Origin of the sequence: Marinomonas algae, assembly GCF_047525555.1 — a bacterium.
Classification (GTDB): domain Bacteria; phylum Pseudomonadota; class Gammaproteobacteria; order Pseudomonadales; family Marinomonadaceae; genus Marinomonas.
This window is the reverse complement of record NZ_JBLIXK010000004.1, coordinates 180,123-196,707: the sequence shown is the minus strand read 5'-3', so window position 1 is coordinate 196,707 and position 16,585 is coordinate 180,123. Positions and strand designations below refer to the sequence as shown.

The 16,585-nt window shown below is 43.5% G+C and carries 13 protein-coding genes; 6 read left to right on the top strand and 7 right to left on the bottom strand.

Features of this window, described 5'->3' with window-relative positions; genetic code table 11:
- Positions 1-195: 195 nt before the first annotated feature.
- The 5 genes from ACMUMQ_RS08820 to uvrD form a co-directional block, all read right to left on the bottom strand.
- On the bottom strand, positions 196-1,305 hold the full coding sequence (locus ACMUMQ_RS08820; protein WP_414681617.1) for a TRAP transporter substrate-binding protein: 1,110 nt from the start codon (positions 1,303-1,305) through the stop codon (positions 196-198).
- 275 nt (positions 1,306-1,580) lie between these two features.
- Entirely contained in the window at positions 1,581-2,690 is a 1,110-nt protein-coding gene (locus ACMUMQ_RS08815) for a TRAP transporter substrate-binding protein (RefSeq protein ID WP_414681616.1), read from the bottom strand.
- Between the two features lie 97 nt (positions 2,691-2,787).
- Positions 2,788-3,900 (bottom strand): TRAP transporter substrate-binding protein, encoded by a 1,113-nt coding sequence (locus ACMUMQ_RS08810; protein ID WP_414681615.1) that lies wholly within the window; start codon positions 3,898-3,900, stop codon positions 2,788-2,790.
- A 282-nt stretch (positions 3,901-4,182) separates the two neighbouring features.
- Entirely contained in the window at positions 4,183-5,256 is a 1,074-nt protein-coding gene (locus ACMUMQ_RS08805; protein ID WP_414681614.1) for a Gfo/Idh/MocA family oxidoreductase, read from the bottom strand.
- Between the two features lie 183 nt (positions 5,257-5,439).
- A complete protein-coding gene (uvrD, locus tag ACMUMQ_RS08800; RefSeq protein WP_414681613.1) occupies positions 5,440-7,653 on the bottom strand; it encodes a DNA helicase II in 2,214 nt (737 codons plus the stop codon).
- 186 nt (positions 7,654-7,839) lie between these two features.
- Here uvrD and ACMUMQ_RS08795 point away from each other — a divergent pair, with 186 nt between their 5' ends.
- The 3 genes from ACMUMQ_RS08795 (at position 7,840) to ACMUMQ_RS08785 (ending at position 10,247) form a co-directional block, all read left to right on the top strand.
- Entirely contained in the window at positions 7,840-8,034 is a 195-nt protein-coding gene (locus ACMUMQ_RS08795) for a PA3496 family putative envelope integrity protein (protein WP_414681612.1), read from the top strand.
- A 242-nt stretch (positions 8,035-8,276) separates the two neighbouring features.
- Positions 8,277-9,473, top strand: coding sequence for an amino acid aminotransferase (locus ACMUMQ_RS08790; RefSeq protein WP_414681611.1), 1,197 nt, complete (start codon positions 8,277-8,279; stop codon positions 9,471-9,473).
- Positions 9,474-9,620: 147 nt separating this feature from the next.
- A complete protein-coding gene (locus tag ACMUMQ_RS08785; RefSeq protein WP_414681610.1) occupies positions 9,621-10,247 on the top strand; it encodes a DsbA family protein in 627 nt (208 codons plus the stop codon).
- Positions 10,248-10,272: 25 nt separating this feature from the next.
- Here ACMUMQ_RS08785 and ACMUMQ_RS08780 read toward each other — a convergent pair whose 3' ends face one another.
- Complete coding sequence (locus ACMUMQ_RS08780; protein WP_414681609.1) at positions 10,273-11,856, bottom strand: aminotransferase class I/II-fold pyridoxal phosphate-dependent enzyme; 1,584 nt, start codon at positions 11,854-11,856, stop codon at positions 10,273-10,275.
- Between the two features lie 151 nt (positions 11,857-12,007).
- Between ACMUMQ_RS08780 and ACMUMQ_RS08775 the strand changes: the two genes are divergently transcribed.
- On the top strand, positions 12,008-13,225 hold the full coding sequence (locus ACMUMQ_RS08775) for an aminotransferase class V-fold PLP-dependent enzyme (RefSeq protein ID WP_414681608.1): 1,218 nt from the start codon (positions 12,008-12,010) through the stop codon (positions 13,223-13,225).
- Positions 13,226-13,232: 7 nt separating this feature from the next.
- On the top strand, positions 13,233-13,619 hold the full coding sequence (locus tag ACMUMQ_RS08770) for a SufE family protein (RefSeq protein ID WP_414681607.1): 387 nt from the start codon (positions 13,233-13,235) through the stop codon (positions 13,617-13,619).
- Here the strand turns inward: ACMUMQ_RS08770 and ACMUMQ_RS08765 are convergent.
- Positions 13,616-14,521 carry a LysR family transcriptional regulator gene (locus ACMUMQ_RS08765; RefSeq protein WP_338269565.1) on the bottom strand — a complete coding sequence of 302 codons (906 nt, stop codon included), beginning with the start codon at positions 14,519-14,521 and terminating at the stop codon, positions 13,616-13,618. The two genes, ACMUMQ_RS08770 and ACMUMQ_RS08765, sit on opposite strands and share 4 nt — an antisense overlap.
- 186 nt (positions 14,522-14,707) lie before the next feature.
- Here ACMUMQ_RS08765 and ACMUMQ_RS08760 point away from each other — a divergent pair, with 186 nt between their 5' ends.
- A complete protein-coding gene (locus tag ACMUMQ_RS08760; protein WP_338269567.1) occupies positions 14,708-16,540 on the top strand; it encodes an ABC transporter ATP-binding protein in 1,833 nt (610 codons plus the stop codon).
- Positions 16,541-16,585: the final 45 nt, after the last annotated feature.

Genomic DNA, 16,585 nt, shown 5'->3' with positions numbered 1-16,585 from the left:
CTTGATCAACAACTGCCAATTTAAAGGCGAAGGAATAGTCTCTCTGTGTACGCTTAGGTGTTGTAGTCATTGCACTCTCCAATTGAAGTATTGAAAAGTGACAACCTTATTTAGGACGGGTCACTCGACACAAAAAAGCCCCTTGAATCTCTCTTCAGAGCAATTCAAGGGGCTTTTTTCGTTCGTAGTGATTACTTACTCAACTTCGCGTCCGTTGATATAAGCTCGCTCAGAGACTTCGTGCCATGCTCTTACTTTGCCGCCGAAGTCTTTAAATGAGTCATAGACTTTTTTGCTCAATGCATCTGCCGCTGCTACTTCTTCTAGTGTCTCTTCAGACGCTTTTTTCAGTGCAGACATAACGTCGCTAGGGAAAGGCTTCAAAACAACATTGTGCTCATTAACCAATGTTTCCAGCGCCGCGTTATTCAGAGCAGTAAACTCATCCAGCATTTCCGCGTTTGATTGACGTACTGCAGAACGCACGATCATTTGTAGATCTTTTGGTAGCGCTTCAAAGGCTCCTTTGTTGAATATGGCTTCCATTGTGGAGCCTGGCTCATGCCAACCTGGGTAGTAGTAGAACTTCGCAGCCTTGTACAAACCAAATGCGAGGTCATTGTATGGGCCAACCCATTCTGTCGCATCGATCGCGCCCGTTTGCAATGAAGTAAAGATTTCACCACCAGGCAAGTTGATTGGCGTTCCGCCGACTTTCTTCAACACTTCTCCGCCAAGGCCAGGAATACGCATTTTTAAGCCTTGGAAGTCTTCTAAGGAATTGATTTCTTTGTTGAACCAACCGCCCATTTGCACGCCAGTATTACCTGCCGCCATCGGAATCAAGTTAAACGGTTCGTAGATTTCTTCCCACAGTTTTAAACCGCCACCGTGGTGAATCCAAGAGTTGATTTCTTGCGCTGTGAAGCCGAAAGGAACGGCGGTGAAAAATTGCGCTGCTGGCGCTTTGCCCTTCCAATAGTAAGCTGCGCCATGACCCATTTCCGCTGTGCCGCGAGAAACAGCATCGAACACTTCAAGAGGTGGGACCAATTCGCCTGCCGCATAGACTTTGATGTTTAAACGCCCATTCGACATATCATTAATATTTTGTGCTAGATTCTCTGCGCCAGTCCCTAAACCAGGGAAGTTTTTTGGCCAAGTAGTCACCATTTTCCAATTAATGACTTCTGCTTTTTGCTCTGCTTTTGCGGCTTCTTCTTTCTCAGAACCTCCGCATGCAGCCAAAGTGACAGCAGCTAGGCCAACAAGTGTTAACTTGCTCCACGTTTTTGTTATTTTCATTTTTTATCCCTCAAGAGACCAACTAAAATTATTTTTATAATGCTTAGCCTTTTTCTAAGATCCTGAAATAAGGATATAAAAAGGCTCTTTGATCACACTTTATGCACTAAGCAAGACCGATAGTATGAATTGCTGAACCTCCCCTCAAGGTCTTTTTAGTTTTTTCTGTCTTTTATTCTGACTTTTAAGACAAAAAAGCCCCAACATCTGGAATGTTAGGGCTTTAGAGAAGACTAATAACTCATTTTCACATGAGCATTAGTGCTTAATATAACTTAGTCGTTTGAACGAGCATTAATAAACGCACGCTCAGATACATCATGCCATGCATCTACAGAGCCTAAGAAGCTCTTAAGTGAGTTATACACTTTCTTGCTTTCTGGATCATTCGCGGCCGTTTCTTGTAACGTTTCATCAGACGCTTTTTTCAATGCGTCCAATAAGTCAGCAGGGAATGGTTTAAGTATCACATTATGATCATTGATTAACGTTTGTAATGCTGCATTGTTACGCGCGGTAAACTCATTAAGCATGTCTAAATTTGCTTGCTGAACTGCAGAACGAACAATGGCTTTTAGATCATTTGGCAGAGCATTAAAAGCGTCTTTATTGAAAATCGCTTCTACTGCTGAACCTGGCTCATGCCAGCCAGGGTAATAGTAGTATTTCGCTGCTTTGTACAAACCAAATGCTAAATCATTGTAAGGGCCAACCCACTCAGTGGCATCAATAGTGCCTGTCTGTAGCGCAGTAAATATTTCACTCACCGGCAAGTTAACTGGTGTTGCGCCTACTTTTTTAAGCACTTCTCCACCTAACCCAGGCATACGCATTTTCAAACCTTTAAAGTCTTCTAATGAGTTAATTTCTTTATTAAACCACCCGCCCATTTGCACGCCAGCACTGCCTGCCAACATAGGGACAACATTAAAAGGCGCGTATATTTCTTCCCATAGCTCTAAACCACCGCCGTAAGATATCCAAGCGTTCATCTCTTGAGGGTTTAAACCAAAAGGGATTGTCGTAAAAAATTGTGAAGCAAATACCTTACCTTTCCAGTAATAAGATGCGCCATGCCCCATTTCAGCCGTACCACGAGAAACAGCATCAAAGACTTCTAACGCTGGTACTAACTCGCCTGCCGCATACACCTTAATATCTAACCTTCCGTTAGACATTTCTTTGATGTTTTTTACCAAGCTCTCCGCACCAGTACCAACACCCGGTGCATTTTTTGGCCAAGTAGTTACCATTTTCCAATGAATGACTTCTGCTTTTTGCTCTGCTTGTGCTGTTACTTTTTCTTCCGCTTCACCACACGCAATTAATACGGTACTGATTAGACTGACTAAGCCAACTTTTACCCAAACAAGGTACTTATTCATATTATTTTATCCCTTAAAAGAGAATTACTGGATTTCCAGAACCATAAAATAAGCCCCGCTAAACTAGCAGGGCTTACGATAACAATTGTCACAATAATTAATCGTTAGCTCGTGCATTAATGAATGCGCGCTCAGAGATGTTGTGCCATTTACTAACCGACCCTAAAAAGCTTTCAAAAGAGTCATAAACTTTTTGGCTCATTGGGTCTGCGCTAGCGGTTTCCTCAAGCACTTCTTTCGACGCGACTTTTAATGCCGCTAAAAGGTCATCTGGAAGTCTTTTCAACTGAACATGATGTTCATTAAGCAATGTTTCCAAAGCAGCATCATTACGTGCTGTGAATTCACTTAGCATAGAAAGATTAGCTTGCTGAGTAGCTGTACGAACAATCTCTTGCAAGTCTTCTGGTAACGTCGCCATTGCATCGTTATTAACTAAAAGCTCAACCGCTGAACCAGATTCTTGCCAACCAGGGTAGTAGTAATATTTCGCAGCGCGATATAAACCAAAAGCTAAGTCGTTATAAGGACCAACCCACTCAGTTGCATCGAGCGTACCAGTTTGCAGCGCGGTAAATATTTCGCTACCTGGTAAATTAACTGCAATTGCACCAACACGATTTAGAACTTCGCCGCCGATGCCTGGCATGCGCATTTTTAGACCTTGAAAATCATCTAAAGAGTTGATTTCTTTATTAAACCAACCTGCCATTTGTGGCCCTGTGTTACCGGCTGCCAAAGGAGTAATGTTAAACGGAGCGTATACTTCTTCCCATAGTTCAATACCGCCACCGTATTCCAACCAAGCATTAAATTCTTGCGCTGTCATACCGTAAGGCACAGAAGAGAAAAACTGTGCTGCTGGTACCTTACCTTTCCAATAATATGCTGTGCTATGCCCCAATTCGGCCGTACCACGAGAGACAGCATCAAAAACTTCTAATGCAGGAACAAGCTCACCAGCAGAATAAACTTTAATTTTTAAGCGACCACCAGATAACTTAGATATATTCTGTGCTAGAGATTCTGCACTCGTACCAAGCCCAGGAAAGTTCTTCGGCCAAGACGTGACCATTTTCCATTCATAAGTTTCAACTTTATCTGTCGCTGAAGCTTGTTCTTCGTTTTTTTCTGATTCGCCACAAGCGACCAAAAACAAAGCCAACAAACTGGCCGTCGCCAATTTGCCTAATACCATTAAATTACGCATTTTTTTCCCTCAGGAAGCCAGTTACTAAATATGAATCTGTTTATGGCATGTAAAAATGCCTTGATATAGTCAGCCAAAGACAGAGTCTAATCCTACCTTTCGCTATATTTTTATTATGGAATCAAACAGACAATAACCCTTAGACGATCCCCTTTAGATGCATAAAACAAAAAAGGGGCGAGAGATAATAAGAAGTGCAGGAATTTTGCTCAACCCTTTTCCATGAAAAAAGTCCTTATTTTATGAATAATTCTCTTTTTCATGGAAATAGAAGGAAAATGGCTAAATACTAGCGACATAATTCCAAGATAATCGCTGTCCACTTTTTGCAGACGCTTCTGCTAAACACAATCCATAAACCAATTCACAAGCATCCTTCATCGGCACAGGCGCTTCTTTTTTATAAAGGATGGCGTCACGAAGCTGGCCATAAAATGCAGCGTAACTGCCTTGTGTCGGATCTTCTTCAACCTTTTCAATCTGATTTGAAGCTTGTGCCACAAATCGCTGATTAGATTGCTCAGAAGCTTTGGAAGGAAACTCACTTTCCCAAGGCATTTGCCCTGCTCGCAATGCGTCTTCTTGCGGATCTAAACCAAGGCATTGCCAACTGCCTTTGGTAAATCGAGCATTAAATCGGCGCATATCACCCGCTTCAAATGAGCTATGGCCAAGGCGTACACGTTTATCGCCATAACCCAATTCCATTTCAAACGTATCAGCCGTTTTACCGCCTTCTCGCAATATGTCGATACTGGCTTGAATCCAATCTGGAGTTCCTAACAAACACAAAGCCTGATCCAACAAATGTGGCCCTAAATCCCAGAAAATTCCCGCACCAACGCCAGGCTCTTCGCGCCATCTCACTTGAGGAGCAGGTCGAAAACGGTCAAAGCGGGACTCTAGCTGTTTCAACTCACCTAACTCGCCACCAGCAATTAACGCCTGCAGACGCTGGAAATCACCATCAAAGCGACGGTTTTGATACACACAAAATACCAAGCCTTTTTGCTTAGCTAGGATACAAAGTGCTTCTATCTCTTCAACACTGGTTACAGATGGTTTTTCTAATAAAACATGCTTTCCATGCTCAAGCGCTTGTTTTGCCTGATCAAAATGCAGCTTATTCGGCGTCGTAATCACCACCAAATCCACATCATCGGCTTGAAAAACCGCTTCCGCAGACGGCAACACAACCGCATCCGGCGCACTCCAATCAAATAAAGTCGCCTTCACTTCGTCCGGCTTAGAACTGCAAACATACGCCAGCTCCATCTCAGCATCATTCAACACAAAAGGCGCATGAAAAATACGCCCAGACAAACCAAAGCCAATCAAACCTACTCGAATAGCCACACCTTACTCCTTTGTTTTTATTTTTTAGATTGGTGAACAGTTTAACGCCTAGAAATTTTACTTGTTTTATGAATAAACATGATGAAAGAGAGTATTTATGCTGACGCGTTGAGCTTGCGAAACAGGCGCAAATAAATACTCTCTTTTATCTAACAACCATTAATAACAGCCAACAACCAAACCCTAAATCACTTCCAATTTAGCGAAGGATAAAACTAACCATTTCGTGCCTTCATCATCAAAGTTCACTTGCACGCGAGCTTGTGGGCCTTGGCCTTCGTAGTTCACCACTAAGCCTTCACCAAACACAGGATGACTCACACGATCGCCCATGTTTACTGTAACTTCTGGGGCTTTATAGCTGTTCAAGACATTGCTGTTTTGCAGTTTGTTTTTTTCAAACTGATAGTCTGGGCGTTGCATAGAAACAGGTCGGCTCACTTGCGAACGTAAGCGTACTTCCTCCAAGCATTCCGGTGGAATCTCTTTGATGAATCGAGAAGGACTGTTGAAGGATTCGCTACCAAATAAACGACGAGACTCCGCATACGTAATGTAGAGTTTTTCCATGGCGCGAGTAATGCCAACGTAGCAAAGGCGACGTTCTTCTTCGAGCCTGCCCGGTTCTTCAAATGACATTTTGCTTGGGAAGAGGTTTTCTTCTACGCCCGTTAAGAACACCAACGGAAACTCCAAGCCTTTGGCCGAGTGAAGCGTCATCAATTGCACTGCATCTTGGTATTCATCTGCTTGCGCATCGCCAGCGTCTAATACCGCTTTATCAAGGAAAGCCATTAATGGTGAACTGAATTCTTCGTCTTCATCGTTCCAGCTGAATCCACCTGCGGCGCCGACAAGTTCTTTCAAGTTTTCAATTCGAGCTTCGCCTTTTTCACCCTTTTCTTTCTCATGGAAGGGAATTAAACCGGCTTCTTCAATAATTTGTTCAAAGATGTCATTCAGGTTCAAATCCGGCTGCTGGACAGTCGTACTCAAACCTTCAATAAGATGTAAGAAGGACTTAATCGCATTAGTGGCTCTTGCTGGCATAAGCGACTGTCGAACCACTTCTTGAGCGGCATCCCACATAGAACAGCCATTATCACGAGCAATTTCCCGTAGCGTCCCAATGCTGCGCTCACCAATACCACGAGGCGGTACATTGACGACTCGCTCCATCGCACCATCATCGTTAGGATCAAGCGCCAAACGTGCATAAGCTAAGGCATTTTTGATTTCTAAGCGGTCGTAGAATCTGTGCCCACCATAAATTCGATAAGCAATCTGTTCCCTAACAAGGCATTCTTCTATCACTCGTGACTGAGCATTCGAGCGATATAGAACCGCCATGTCCGACAAAGATGTGCCTTTGTCTCGCCATTGTTTGATGATGCCAAGAATAAAGCGCGCTTCGTCTTGCTCATTGAATCCAGCGTAAAGGGAAATCGGATCGCCTTCTCCGCTGTCAGTCCAAAGTTCTTTACCAAGACGGTCATCGTTGTTTTTGATCAAGCCGTTGGCCGCATTCAAAATATGGCCTGTAGAGCGGTAATTCTGCTCCAACCGAATGGTGCCAACGTCTTTAAAGTCTTTCGTGAAACTCTGGATGTTTTCTATCTTCGCGCCACGCCAGCCATAAATAGATTGGTCGTCATCGCCCACAGCGGTTATCGTACCTTGATCGCCAACCATGATGCGCAACCAAGCGTATTGAATCGTGTTGGTATCTTGAAACTCGTCCACCAGCACATGGCGGAAACGATCTTGATAATGGCGCAACAATGCAGGAGTACTTAGCATGAGCTCATGAGCACGCAGTAGTAGCTCACCAAAGTCTAATAAGCCACCACGTTCACAGGCTTCTTCGTAGTGGTAATAGAGTTCGCGCATGCCTTTAGTAAAAGGATCATGGCTGTCTGGCACATGTGCGGCTCGGCGACCTTCGTCTTTCTGAGCATTGATAAACCAAGACACTTGTTTGGGCGGCCAGCGCGTATCATCGATTTGTAGCTCTCGCATGATTCGTTTGATCAAACGAAGTTGGTCATCGCTGTCCATGATCTGAAAGTTTTCTTTCAATCCAGCATCGCGCCAATGCGCGCGTAACAAGCGATGAGCCAAGCCGTGGAAAGTTCCGACCCACATACCTTGCGGCGGAACGCCAACCAATTCTTCAATACGACCCTGCATTTCACGGGCCGCTTTATTGGTAAAGGTTACGGCCATCAGACTGTAAGGTGATAATTCATAAGCGTGCATTAGCCATGCAATTCTATGTACTAATACTCGAGTTTTTCCTGACCCAGCGCCCGCCAACACAAGGCTATTTTGCAACGGTGCCGCGACAGCCTCTCGTTGCTTGTCATTCAGTGAGTCTAGGATAAAAGAAACGTCCATTACATTCCGCCATGATTAATTAATTTTTTTGTCATAAAAAACGCGTAAAAAGAGATTGATTTTTGATCGATTTCCGTTTTTTATTAAGTAGAAAATGAGTTGTCTGTCTATTTTGACTTTTTTCCACTGCTGATAACAGTGATCTATGCGTTTCATCTGTTATTACAAAGCTAAAAGGGTATTACGATGAGCAATTATTCTGAAACTTTAACCGAAGTAAAAACTGATATCATGCATGCGTCTATTAGCTTAGACAATGAAATGAAAGAGAATAACCAAAAAGAAGACGCTGCGCGTATGTTAAAGGCGAGACGAGCCATTGAACAGCATTTAGAGCTAAAGCGTCTGCAAGACAACACTTCAAACGGTTGGGATGAGTAAAGCTCTACTCTCTTAAAACCAAACAAGCACATTCTTCTGCCTAACGACTACGCTTAGGCAGCGTGTGTTTTTCACTAAAAAAATCACACCTTTTGTAAAAAAACGTGTTTAGTCGTAATAATATCCTTCTTCTGTCTTTCAATTTATAGCGGTCAATGGCGTCTTAGAGTAACATTAGCCCTGATTTTTATATCTTCTAATTCCTAATAAAAACAGACAATAACCCTCTTGGGGGAGTTACCATGTTTGAACATATCCAAGCGGCTCCTGCAGACCCTATTCTTGGTCTAAATGACGCTTATAAAAATGACACTAATCCTAATAAAATTAACTTGGGCGTTGGTGTTTACAAAGATGAGCAAGGCAATACACCCATTCTAAAAGCGGTAAAACAAGCGGAAGAGCGTTTGTTAACCAAAGAAAAAACCAAAAGTTACCTCAGCATCGAGGGTGCACCTGATTACCGTTCTGCGGTGCAGACACTTTTATTTGGCAGCGATCACAAAATCATTGCCAAGCAACTCGCTCAGACTGCCCATACTCCTGGCGGTACTGGTGCTTTACGTGTTGCGGCCGAATTCATTAAAAAGCATTTACCAGAAGCCACGATTTGGGTCAGTAACCCAACTTGGGCAAACCACCAATCCGTTTTTCAATCTGTTGGCTTAGAAGTCGGCAGCTACGCTTATTACAATGCTGACGCTAAGTCTTTGGACTTTGAAACATTGCTTGCAAGCTTGTCTCAAATCCCAGAAGGCGATGTTGTGCTATTCCATGGTTGCTGCCACAATCCAACAGGTATCGATCCAACACCTGAGCAGTGGTATCAATTAGCGAAACTTTGCAGCAAGCAAGGCTTCTTACCTTTGTTCGACTTTGCTTATCAAGGCTTTGGACAAGGTTTAACGGAAGACGCTCAAGGTCTGCGTACTTTCTTAGAGCACGTTCCTGAGATGCTAATTGCCAGCTCGTTCTCCAAGAACTTTGGCCTTTATAACGAACGTGTTGGTGCATTGACGATTGTTTGTGACACAGCCGAGCAAGCAGAGACTGCTTTCACTCAAGTAAAACGCTGTATTCGCACTAACTATTCAAACCCACCTTCCCACGGCTCTGCTGTCGTTGCTGAAATACTAAACGATGCAGACCTTTATGCTTTATGGGAAAGTGAGTTGAAAGACATGCGTGTTCGCATTCATGAAATGCGTAGCTTGTTTGTTAATACATTGAGAGCTAAAGGCGTTAACCAAGACTTCTCCTTTATTTCTCAACAGCAAGGCATGTTCTCTTTCTCTGGATTAACACCAGATCAAGTGGCTCAGCTTCGCCAAGATTACGGTATTTATATCGTAGGCTCAGGACGCATCAGTGTTGCCGGTATGACCCACGAGAATATGGAACCACTTTGTGATGCCATTGCAGCAATCTTGAAAAACTAAGCTTAAATAGTCTTTCTAAAACGGCTAATGAATGACTTCATTAGCCGTTTTTTTATGTCTATTGCGCTCAGGCGTATTGTTTTATCACTAAATAGGCTGTTACCTTATGGATCACTTTTTTGTCGATATTGAGAATTGGAGCCATAAATGACGGCCACATTAATTTACTGTTACGACCCAATGTGCAGCTGGTGCTGGGGATTCAGTCCAACTTGGACGAAACTACAAAAATCCTTACAAGGTTTAATCGACTCAGACCAATTAACAATACAACCGCTATTAGGCGGCTTGGCGATTGATTCTGATCTTCCAATGCCAGAAGACATGAAATACAAGCTAGAAAGCACTTGGAAAAACATCCAAATGACACTGGGGACAGAGTTTAACTTCGACTTCTGGCGCACGGCTTCTCCTCGTCGTTCTACTTACCCAGCTTGTCGAGCCTGCTACGTAGCAAGAGACACAGGCTTAGAAGAAGAAATGTACCACGCCATTCAAAAAGCCTATTACCTTGAAGCGAAAAACCCTTCAGACATAGACACTTTAACGGAATGCGCAGAGCACATAGGACTTAAAGCAGACAGCTTCCAGAAAGCCATGTCACACGTTAAAAATGAAAAACTTCTTGAAGAAGAAATCGAACAAGCAAGACACCTTGGCTTAAACTCTTTCCCTTCATTAGCACTGCTGATTGGAGATAGACTTATGCCTATCCCGCTGGATTACAAAAACCACACCAGCATGTTAGAAACAATAAAAAAGGCGCTTTCATAGCGCCTTTATTCATTCTGATTTCTTACTAACCAAAATCATGATTGATCAGATCAAGCATGGGATTATAAAGCGGATCAGTGCTGGCATTGCGTGATTTCTTATCACTGTCTTCTGCTGCTGGTTTGTCAGAAGGTTCGTTCTCTACACTTTCTTCTGTCGCTTTGGCTTCAGGCGACACTTCTTCAGACTCAATTTTCTCAGGCACAACTTCTTCAAGATCAGGCTCTTCAGCTATGGTTTCTTCTACAGCCAAATCTTCCTTCTCATGCTGATCAATCGCCAAATGCTCCGACAAAGCGTTTGCCAATGGTTCGACATCATCCAATGTTACATTCACGGCTAACCAATGATTCGCGTCTGGTTCATGACTCACTAATGCACCAGGAACAATGGCATGTCTAAAAGTCGCTAATAATGAAGTTAAGCTGCTGACATCTAAAGGCTCAGATAAATGCATCCAGAGTGACATGCCGCCTTTGCTTGTCGCAAAGCTAATATGCTCACCAAGACGAGCTTCTAAATGTGCTTTTACTCGCTCAGAGTTTGCCCAAACGTCTCTTGCTCGACGTGTTAATGAGCGCTTACTATTGGGCTGCAAAGCCTCACTTAATGCGGTTTGTTGAGCGTCGCTAAGCGCCATATCTGCACCAAGAAACGCACCTTCCAGCAAAGCCTGATATCGACCCGGTAAACACCAGCTAGCAGAGCGACCGAAGCCTTTTGATTCAACGCCTCCGATATACACAATGTGATCCGATTGATCTAAAGACTTATAAGTCAAAATCGGGCCAGCACGATAGGCGAGATGCGAACACAAATCCCATTCGATCACAGGCAATTTTGTTTCTTCGATTATGGCAAGCCAGCGGCGTAAGCTTAAGTTACTTATTAGCTGCCCAGCCGGAAAAGAAAACTGACCTGGCAACACAATTAAGCTAATGGATTCGTCTCGTAAACAACGAATAGCCAAATCCAAATCCACGCCTCGATCACCTGCGCTGATTGTAATCACTTGCCTTCCAAGGCTCTGCAATGTGGTTGTCAGTCTCGGATCACAAGGCTCCAATACAAGCACAGTGTCGTCTCGCTTGGTTAAGCTTTGAACGCTCTGAGTAAAAACCGCTAACGGAGAATGCCCCAACCAAAGTTGCGAGGCATGCACCTTGATGCCCAACCCTTTCAAATACTCGCTCACAGACTCGCGAGCCGTTAATTGCCCTTTACCCAATACAGGTAAATGAAGATCATCTTGACGAGTAACAGGGTTCAAAAAGGCATCGCTTTGATCAACTAATGCGCCACGATGAGTAAGGCAAGACCAAGCGGGTTTCACGCCTTCGCTGGAGAGCTTTTGGAGAGTTTCACCTGCCAGCAATAAAGCAGGTTTAGTGTCGCTTCGATGACAAACAAAATAGCCAGATTTAGGACGAGACTCAATCCAGCCATCTTTCGTTAAAAGCTCATAGCCATGTATGACAGTGTTTAAGCTCAAGCCCAACTCTTTTGATAAGACTCGTAGAGATGGCATACGATCGCCGGGCACAATGGATTCTTGTGACATCTGATCTAAAAACCAATCTACGACACCCTTATATAAAAAATCTGCCACTGCTTTGTACCTTTTCTGGTTTGTCATCTAGTATCTGTTATCAATCATTATATCTGTATGAAAAAAACGCAAGTAAAAGGCCAATATTTCCCGATTTTGATGGAAGTTAATATACAATTCCTGCGTTTTACTAGTGAGATTCGCAACGAACATGGCTTTTGATCCTTTATCTATTCGCTCTTCTTTTCCAATTTTGAATCAAATGGCCCATGGTCATCCGCTTGTGTACTTAGATAATGCCGCGACCACTCAAAAGCCTTTGTGCATTTTAGATGCGATTCAAGACTATTATCGCAACACCAATGCGAACGTGCATCGTGGCGCGCACTTTCTCAGCGACAAAGCCACCAGTCAGTTTGAAGTTGCTCGCCAGACCGTGGCTCGATTTATTCGTGCGCCACAAGACAGTCATGTGATTTGGACAAAAGGCACAACAGAAGCCATTAATATGCTGGCTTATGGTTTAGAGCATTCACTAGAGAAAGGCGACGAAGTTCTGATTACCAGTTTGGAACACCATGCGAATCTGGTGCCTTGGCAACAATTGGCAAACCGAACCGGTGCTGTTTTGCGTATTTTACCGCTGGAAGCCGATGGCCAATGGAAAGCGGAATACGAATCCTACTTTACGCCAAAAACACGAATCTTCGCAGCCACTCAAATATCTAACGCCATTGGCGTCAGTACGCCACTAAAAGCCATGTTAGAACTGGCCAAACAACAAGGCGTATTAACCTTGGTGGATGGCGCGCAAGCGGTGGCTCATTATCCAGTAAATGTAGAAGAGCTAGATTGCGACTTCTATGTTTTTTCTGGGCACAAAATGTATGGCCCAACAGGCATTGGTATTTTGTATGGAAAGACGTCTGCATTAGACACCTTATCACCTTATCAAACGGGCGGAGAAATGGTGCGAAAAGTGTCTTATCAAACGACAGAATTCAACGATTTACCTTATCGATTAGAAGCTGGAACACCGAACATCGAAGGCGCGATTGGCTTAGCGGCGGCCTGTGATTTCATCGAGAAACAAGATCGAAAGGCGTTATTGGATTGGGAACAATCCCTCGCCGCTCATGTTTATAAACGACTTTTTCATCACGAAAACATTAAGATTCATTCGCCTGAAAACAACACAACCTTGGTTTCTTTATCTGTACCCAATGTTCATATTTTGGATTTGAATTCTTACCTAGATAGCCAAGGAATAGGCGTTAGATCCGGATCACACTGTGCCCAACCTTTAATGGCAACACTTGGTGTGGAAGGCACATTACGCGCTTCTTTTGCTTGTTATAATACAATGGAAGAAGCTGATCGCTTTTGTGATGTATTAATAGAAGCCATCGACTTATTGGGCGAGGATTGAGTTTCCCATGGCAAATTACCTAGAAATCAAACAACAGCTTCAAGCTTGTCGTAGCAAAGAAGAGACCTTTAAAGCGCTTGTCACCTTAAGCAAAACTTTATCTAGACTCTCAGCCGAAGAAAAAACAGAACAACACAAGGTAAAAGGTTGTGAGAGCGCGGTTTGGCTCATCATCGAAGAAGTGAACGGCATTCGCCACTTTAAAGCCGACAGCGACGCCAAACTCATGCGTGGCGTGTTGGTCGCCATCCTAAGTTTGGTGGAAGGAAAAAACTCTGATGACATCCAGTCTATAGATTTAAAAGCAGAGCTTACTGAACTGAATCTTTCCAGCTATTTAACCAGCTCTAGAACCAATGGCGTGCTGGGGATTTTGGATAAAATACAGGCTTAACTTTTCTCAAATTCCGGCATATCAGGCACAACGCTTTTAATCGTCTGAATGAAGTTATGCAATGAATCATGCTGTTTTATGTTTGTCGGGTAGGCAATGCCATAAGGGTAATAAACAGCAGGTTCAAAACTTCGAGTTAGCACCCCTCTTCCGCTCCAAGCTCTTGCTGCAAAAGGCTCTAAAACACCAACAGATAATCCTGACGCGATAATCGCGTAAGCCGTATGAGAAGTATCGATATGAATGCTTTGATGAACCTTATCTTTTACAGACTCTAAAGCATGATCCAGTTTATTCCAGTACCCGGGATAAGTATCAATAACGGAAAGCACCGTTTCGCCAATCAAATCCTCCGCACGAATACTGCTTCTTTCTTTCAATGGGTGATCAGCATGCATAGCAAAGACAAAACGAGCATTACCAATAAACTCTCGTTCAATTCCTGCTAACTGAGGTAACTCCAAACCAACGGCTAAATCTATAGAGTTTGTCTGAAGCTTCATCACAATTTCAGACATAGGCAAGGTTAAAATACTCACCCGCTCTGCTGGATAGAACTTTTTATGTTCCTTTAAAACCAGAGGCAGCAAGGAGCTTGATATTGCGGAAGTACAGGCAATTTTTAATTCACTCGGAGTTCTATTGCGAATCCGATCTGCCACGGACTCCAGCTTCTGTATGCCTAAAAAGCTCTCTTCCACGGAACGAAAAAATTCCGCCGCTTCAAGCGTTGGGTATAAACGTCCTTTGCGTCGATCAAACAAGGTAAAACCCAGCGAACTTTCCAAATCGCTTAACAAGCGACTCACAGCGGGTTGAGATATATACATTTTTTCCGCTGCCGCAGACGTTGTGCCCTGCAACATGGTGTATCGAAACGCTTCAATCTGCCGAAACTTCATAACACCCCATAATGTTTAGTTATAAGCTATACATAAATATAAGTAGATATAATGACATTAAGTTTTCATTATAGGAATAAGCAAAGAAAAAGAATCGTTACCTTAGGCGTATACATTCCTCATCTTTGTCAAAGGAACAAACTCAATTCGTTAACCTAAAACTATATTATAAAGGGACGATTTACCGTGCTAGATAACTCAAGCTCGACCATTCTCGCTGTCAAAAATTTATCTGTTGAATTCGGTCCATCCCGAGTTATCGACGATTTAAGCTTCAGCGTACATCAAGGTAAAACACTCGCCATCGTAGGAGAATCTGGCTCAGGTAAGTCGATTACTTCACAATCTATCATGCGTCTGGCAGAGACCTCTGGTGCTCAATATCCGTCAGGCCAAATTCTTTTCTCGACTGAAGAAGGTGAAACAGATCTTCTGTCTTTGTCGCAGGATGAAATGCGCCGCATTCGTGGTAAAGACATTGCAATGATCTTCCAAGAGCCAATGACATCGCTCAATCCTGTTTTTACGATTGGCGACCAACTGTCTGAATCGCTTTCTCTTCATAAAAAGTTGAGTAAGAAAGAAGCCTTGGAAGAAAGCAGTAAACTACTCAAAATGGTTCGCCTTCCTGACGCAGAAGACATGCTAAAACGCTACCCACATCAGCTTTCTGGCGGTATGAGACAGCGCGTGATGATTGCAATGGCCTTAGCTTGTCGCCCTAAAATCCTGATTGCTGATGAGCCAACCACAGCGTTGGATGTGACGATTCAAGCGCAAATATTAACCATACTGAGCGACTTACAAAAAGAGCTTAATATGGCGGTGATTTTCATTACTCATGATATGGGCGTAGTAGCAGAAATCGCAGACGATGTTGTGGTGATGCTAAAAGGGCAAAAAGTGGAAGAAGGCCCAGTTAAAGACATCTTTACCAGCCCTCAACATCCTTATACTCAAGCCTTGTTATCCGCTGTACCAAAACTAGGCAGCATGACAGGAGAAGCTTTTCCAAAGCGCTTTCCAATTAATTCAATTGAAGATGGCCAACTGCGCTTAGTTGGTGAAGAAAAAGCACAAAACACTGCACGGTATAACGAAAAGCCCCTTCTTTCCGTTAAAAACCTTGTTACTCGCTTTGATACCAAAAAGGACTTTTGGGGACGCGTGACTCACCGCGTACACGCCGTAGAAAAAGTCAGCTTTGATATTTATCCGGGAGAAACGCTAGCACTGGTTGGAGAATCAGGTTCTGGTAAATCGACCATTGGCCGTACGATTCAGCAATTACAAGCCGCCACCAGCGGTGAAATTAGCTTTGAAGGTAACCCTTTTTACAATATGTCTAAGGAAGACCAACAAAAGCTGCGCCAAGAAATTCAATACATTTTCCAAGACCCATTAGCCTCACTTGATCCACGAAAAACCATTGGCTTTTCGATTGCCGAGCCGATCAAAACCCATAAGTTAATCCAAGGCGAAGCCAATATTCAAAAACGCGTTCACGAGCTATTAGAACGTGTCGGATTGACAGCGGAACACGCTAAACGTTATCCACATCAATTTTCCGGTGGTCAACGCCAACGTATTTGTATCGCTCGAGCGCTCGCTTCTAACCCAAAACTCATCATTGCCGATGAAGCCCTTTCCGCTTTGGATGTGTCTATCCAAGCTCAAATCATCAACCTCTTTATGGAGCTTCAAGAAGAGCACGGCATTGCGTATTTGTTCATTAGCCACGACATGGCGGTGGTGGAAAAAATGAGCCATCGAGTGGCGGTTTTGTATCTAGGACAAATTGCGGAACTCGGCTCACGACAGCAAGTGCTGGAAACGCCAACCCATTCATACACAAAACGTTTGTTGAGCGCTGTCCCTGTGGCAGATCCAACCATTGAAAGAAGTTTAGGCCGTCTTACAGGCGAAATTCCAAGCCCTGTCAGACACGTGAGTGATGAGCCTCTCATCGTATCTCACACAGAAGTTGCACCGGGGCATTTTGTCGCCGACGCATCATAAAAATAATAATTCCCTCATATCACGAAAGAACGGAGCACTATAAAA

Bases quoted from the DNA above. Each gene is read 5' to 3' on its own strand.
- ACMUMQ_RS08820 (WP_414681617.1), bottom strand. From the start codon at position 1,305: ATGAAAATAACAAAAACGTGGAGCAAGTTAACACTTGTTGGCCTAGCT.
- ACMUMQ_RS08815 (WP_414681616.1), bottom strand. From the start codon at position 2,690: ATGAATAAGTACCTTGTTTGGGTAAAAGTTGGCTTAGTCAGTCTAATC.
- ACMUMQ_RS08810 (WP_414681615.1), bottom strand. From the start codon at position 3,900: ATGCGTAATTTAATGGTATTAGGCAAATTGGCGACGGCCAGTTTGTTG.
- uvrD (WP_414681613.1), bottom strand. From the start codon at position 7,653: ATGGACGTTTCTTTTATCCTAGACTCACTGAATGACAAGCAACGAGAG.
- ACMUMQ_RS08795 (WP_414681612.1), top strand. From the start codon at position 7,840: ATGAGCAATTATTCTGAAACTTTAACCGAAGTAAAAACTGATATCATG.
- ACMUMQ_RS08790 (WP_414681611.1), top strand. From the start codon at position 8,277: ATGTTTGAACATATCCAAGCGGCTCCTGCAGACCCTATTCTTGGTCTA.
- ACMUMQ_RS08785 (WP_414681610.1), top strand. From the start codon at position 9,621: ATGACGGCCACATTAATTTACTGTTACGACCCAATGTGCAGCTGGTGC.
- ACMUMQ_RS08775 (WP_414681608.1), top strand. From the start codon at position 12,008: ATGGCTTTTGATCCTTTATCTATTCGCTCTTCTTTTCCAATTTTGAAT.
- ACMUMQ_RS08770 (WP_414681607.1), top strand. From the start codon at position 13,233: ATGGCAAATTACCTAGAAATCAAACAACAGCTTCAAGCTTGTCGTAGC.
- ACMUMQ_RS08765 (WP_338269565.1), bottom strand. From the start codon at position 14,521: ATGAAGTTTCGGCAGATTGAAGCGTTTCGATACACCATGTTGCAGGGC.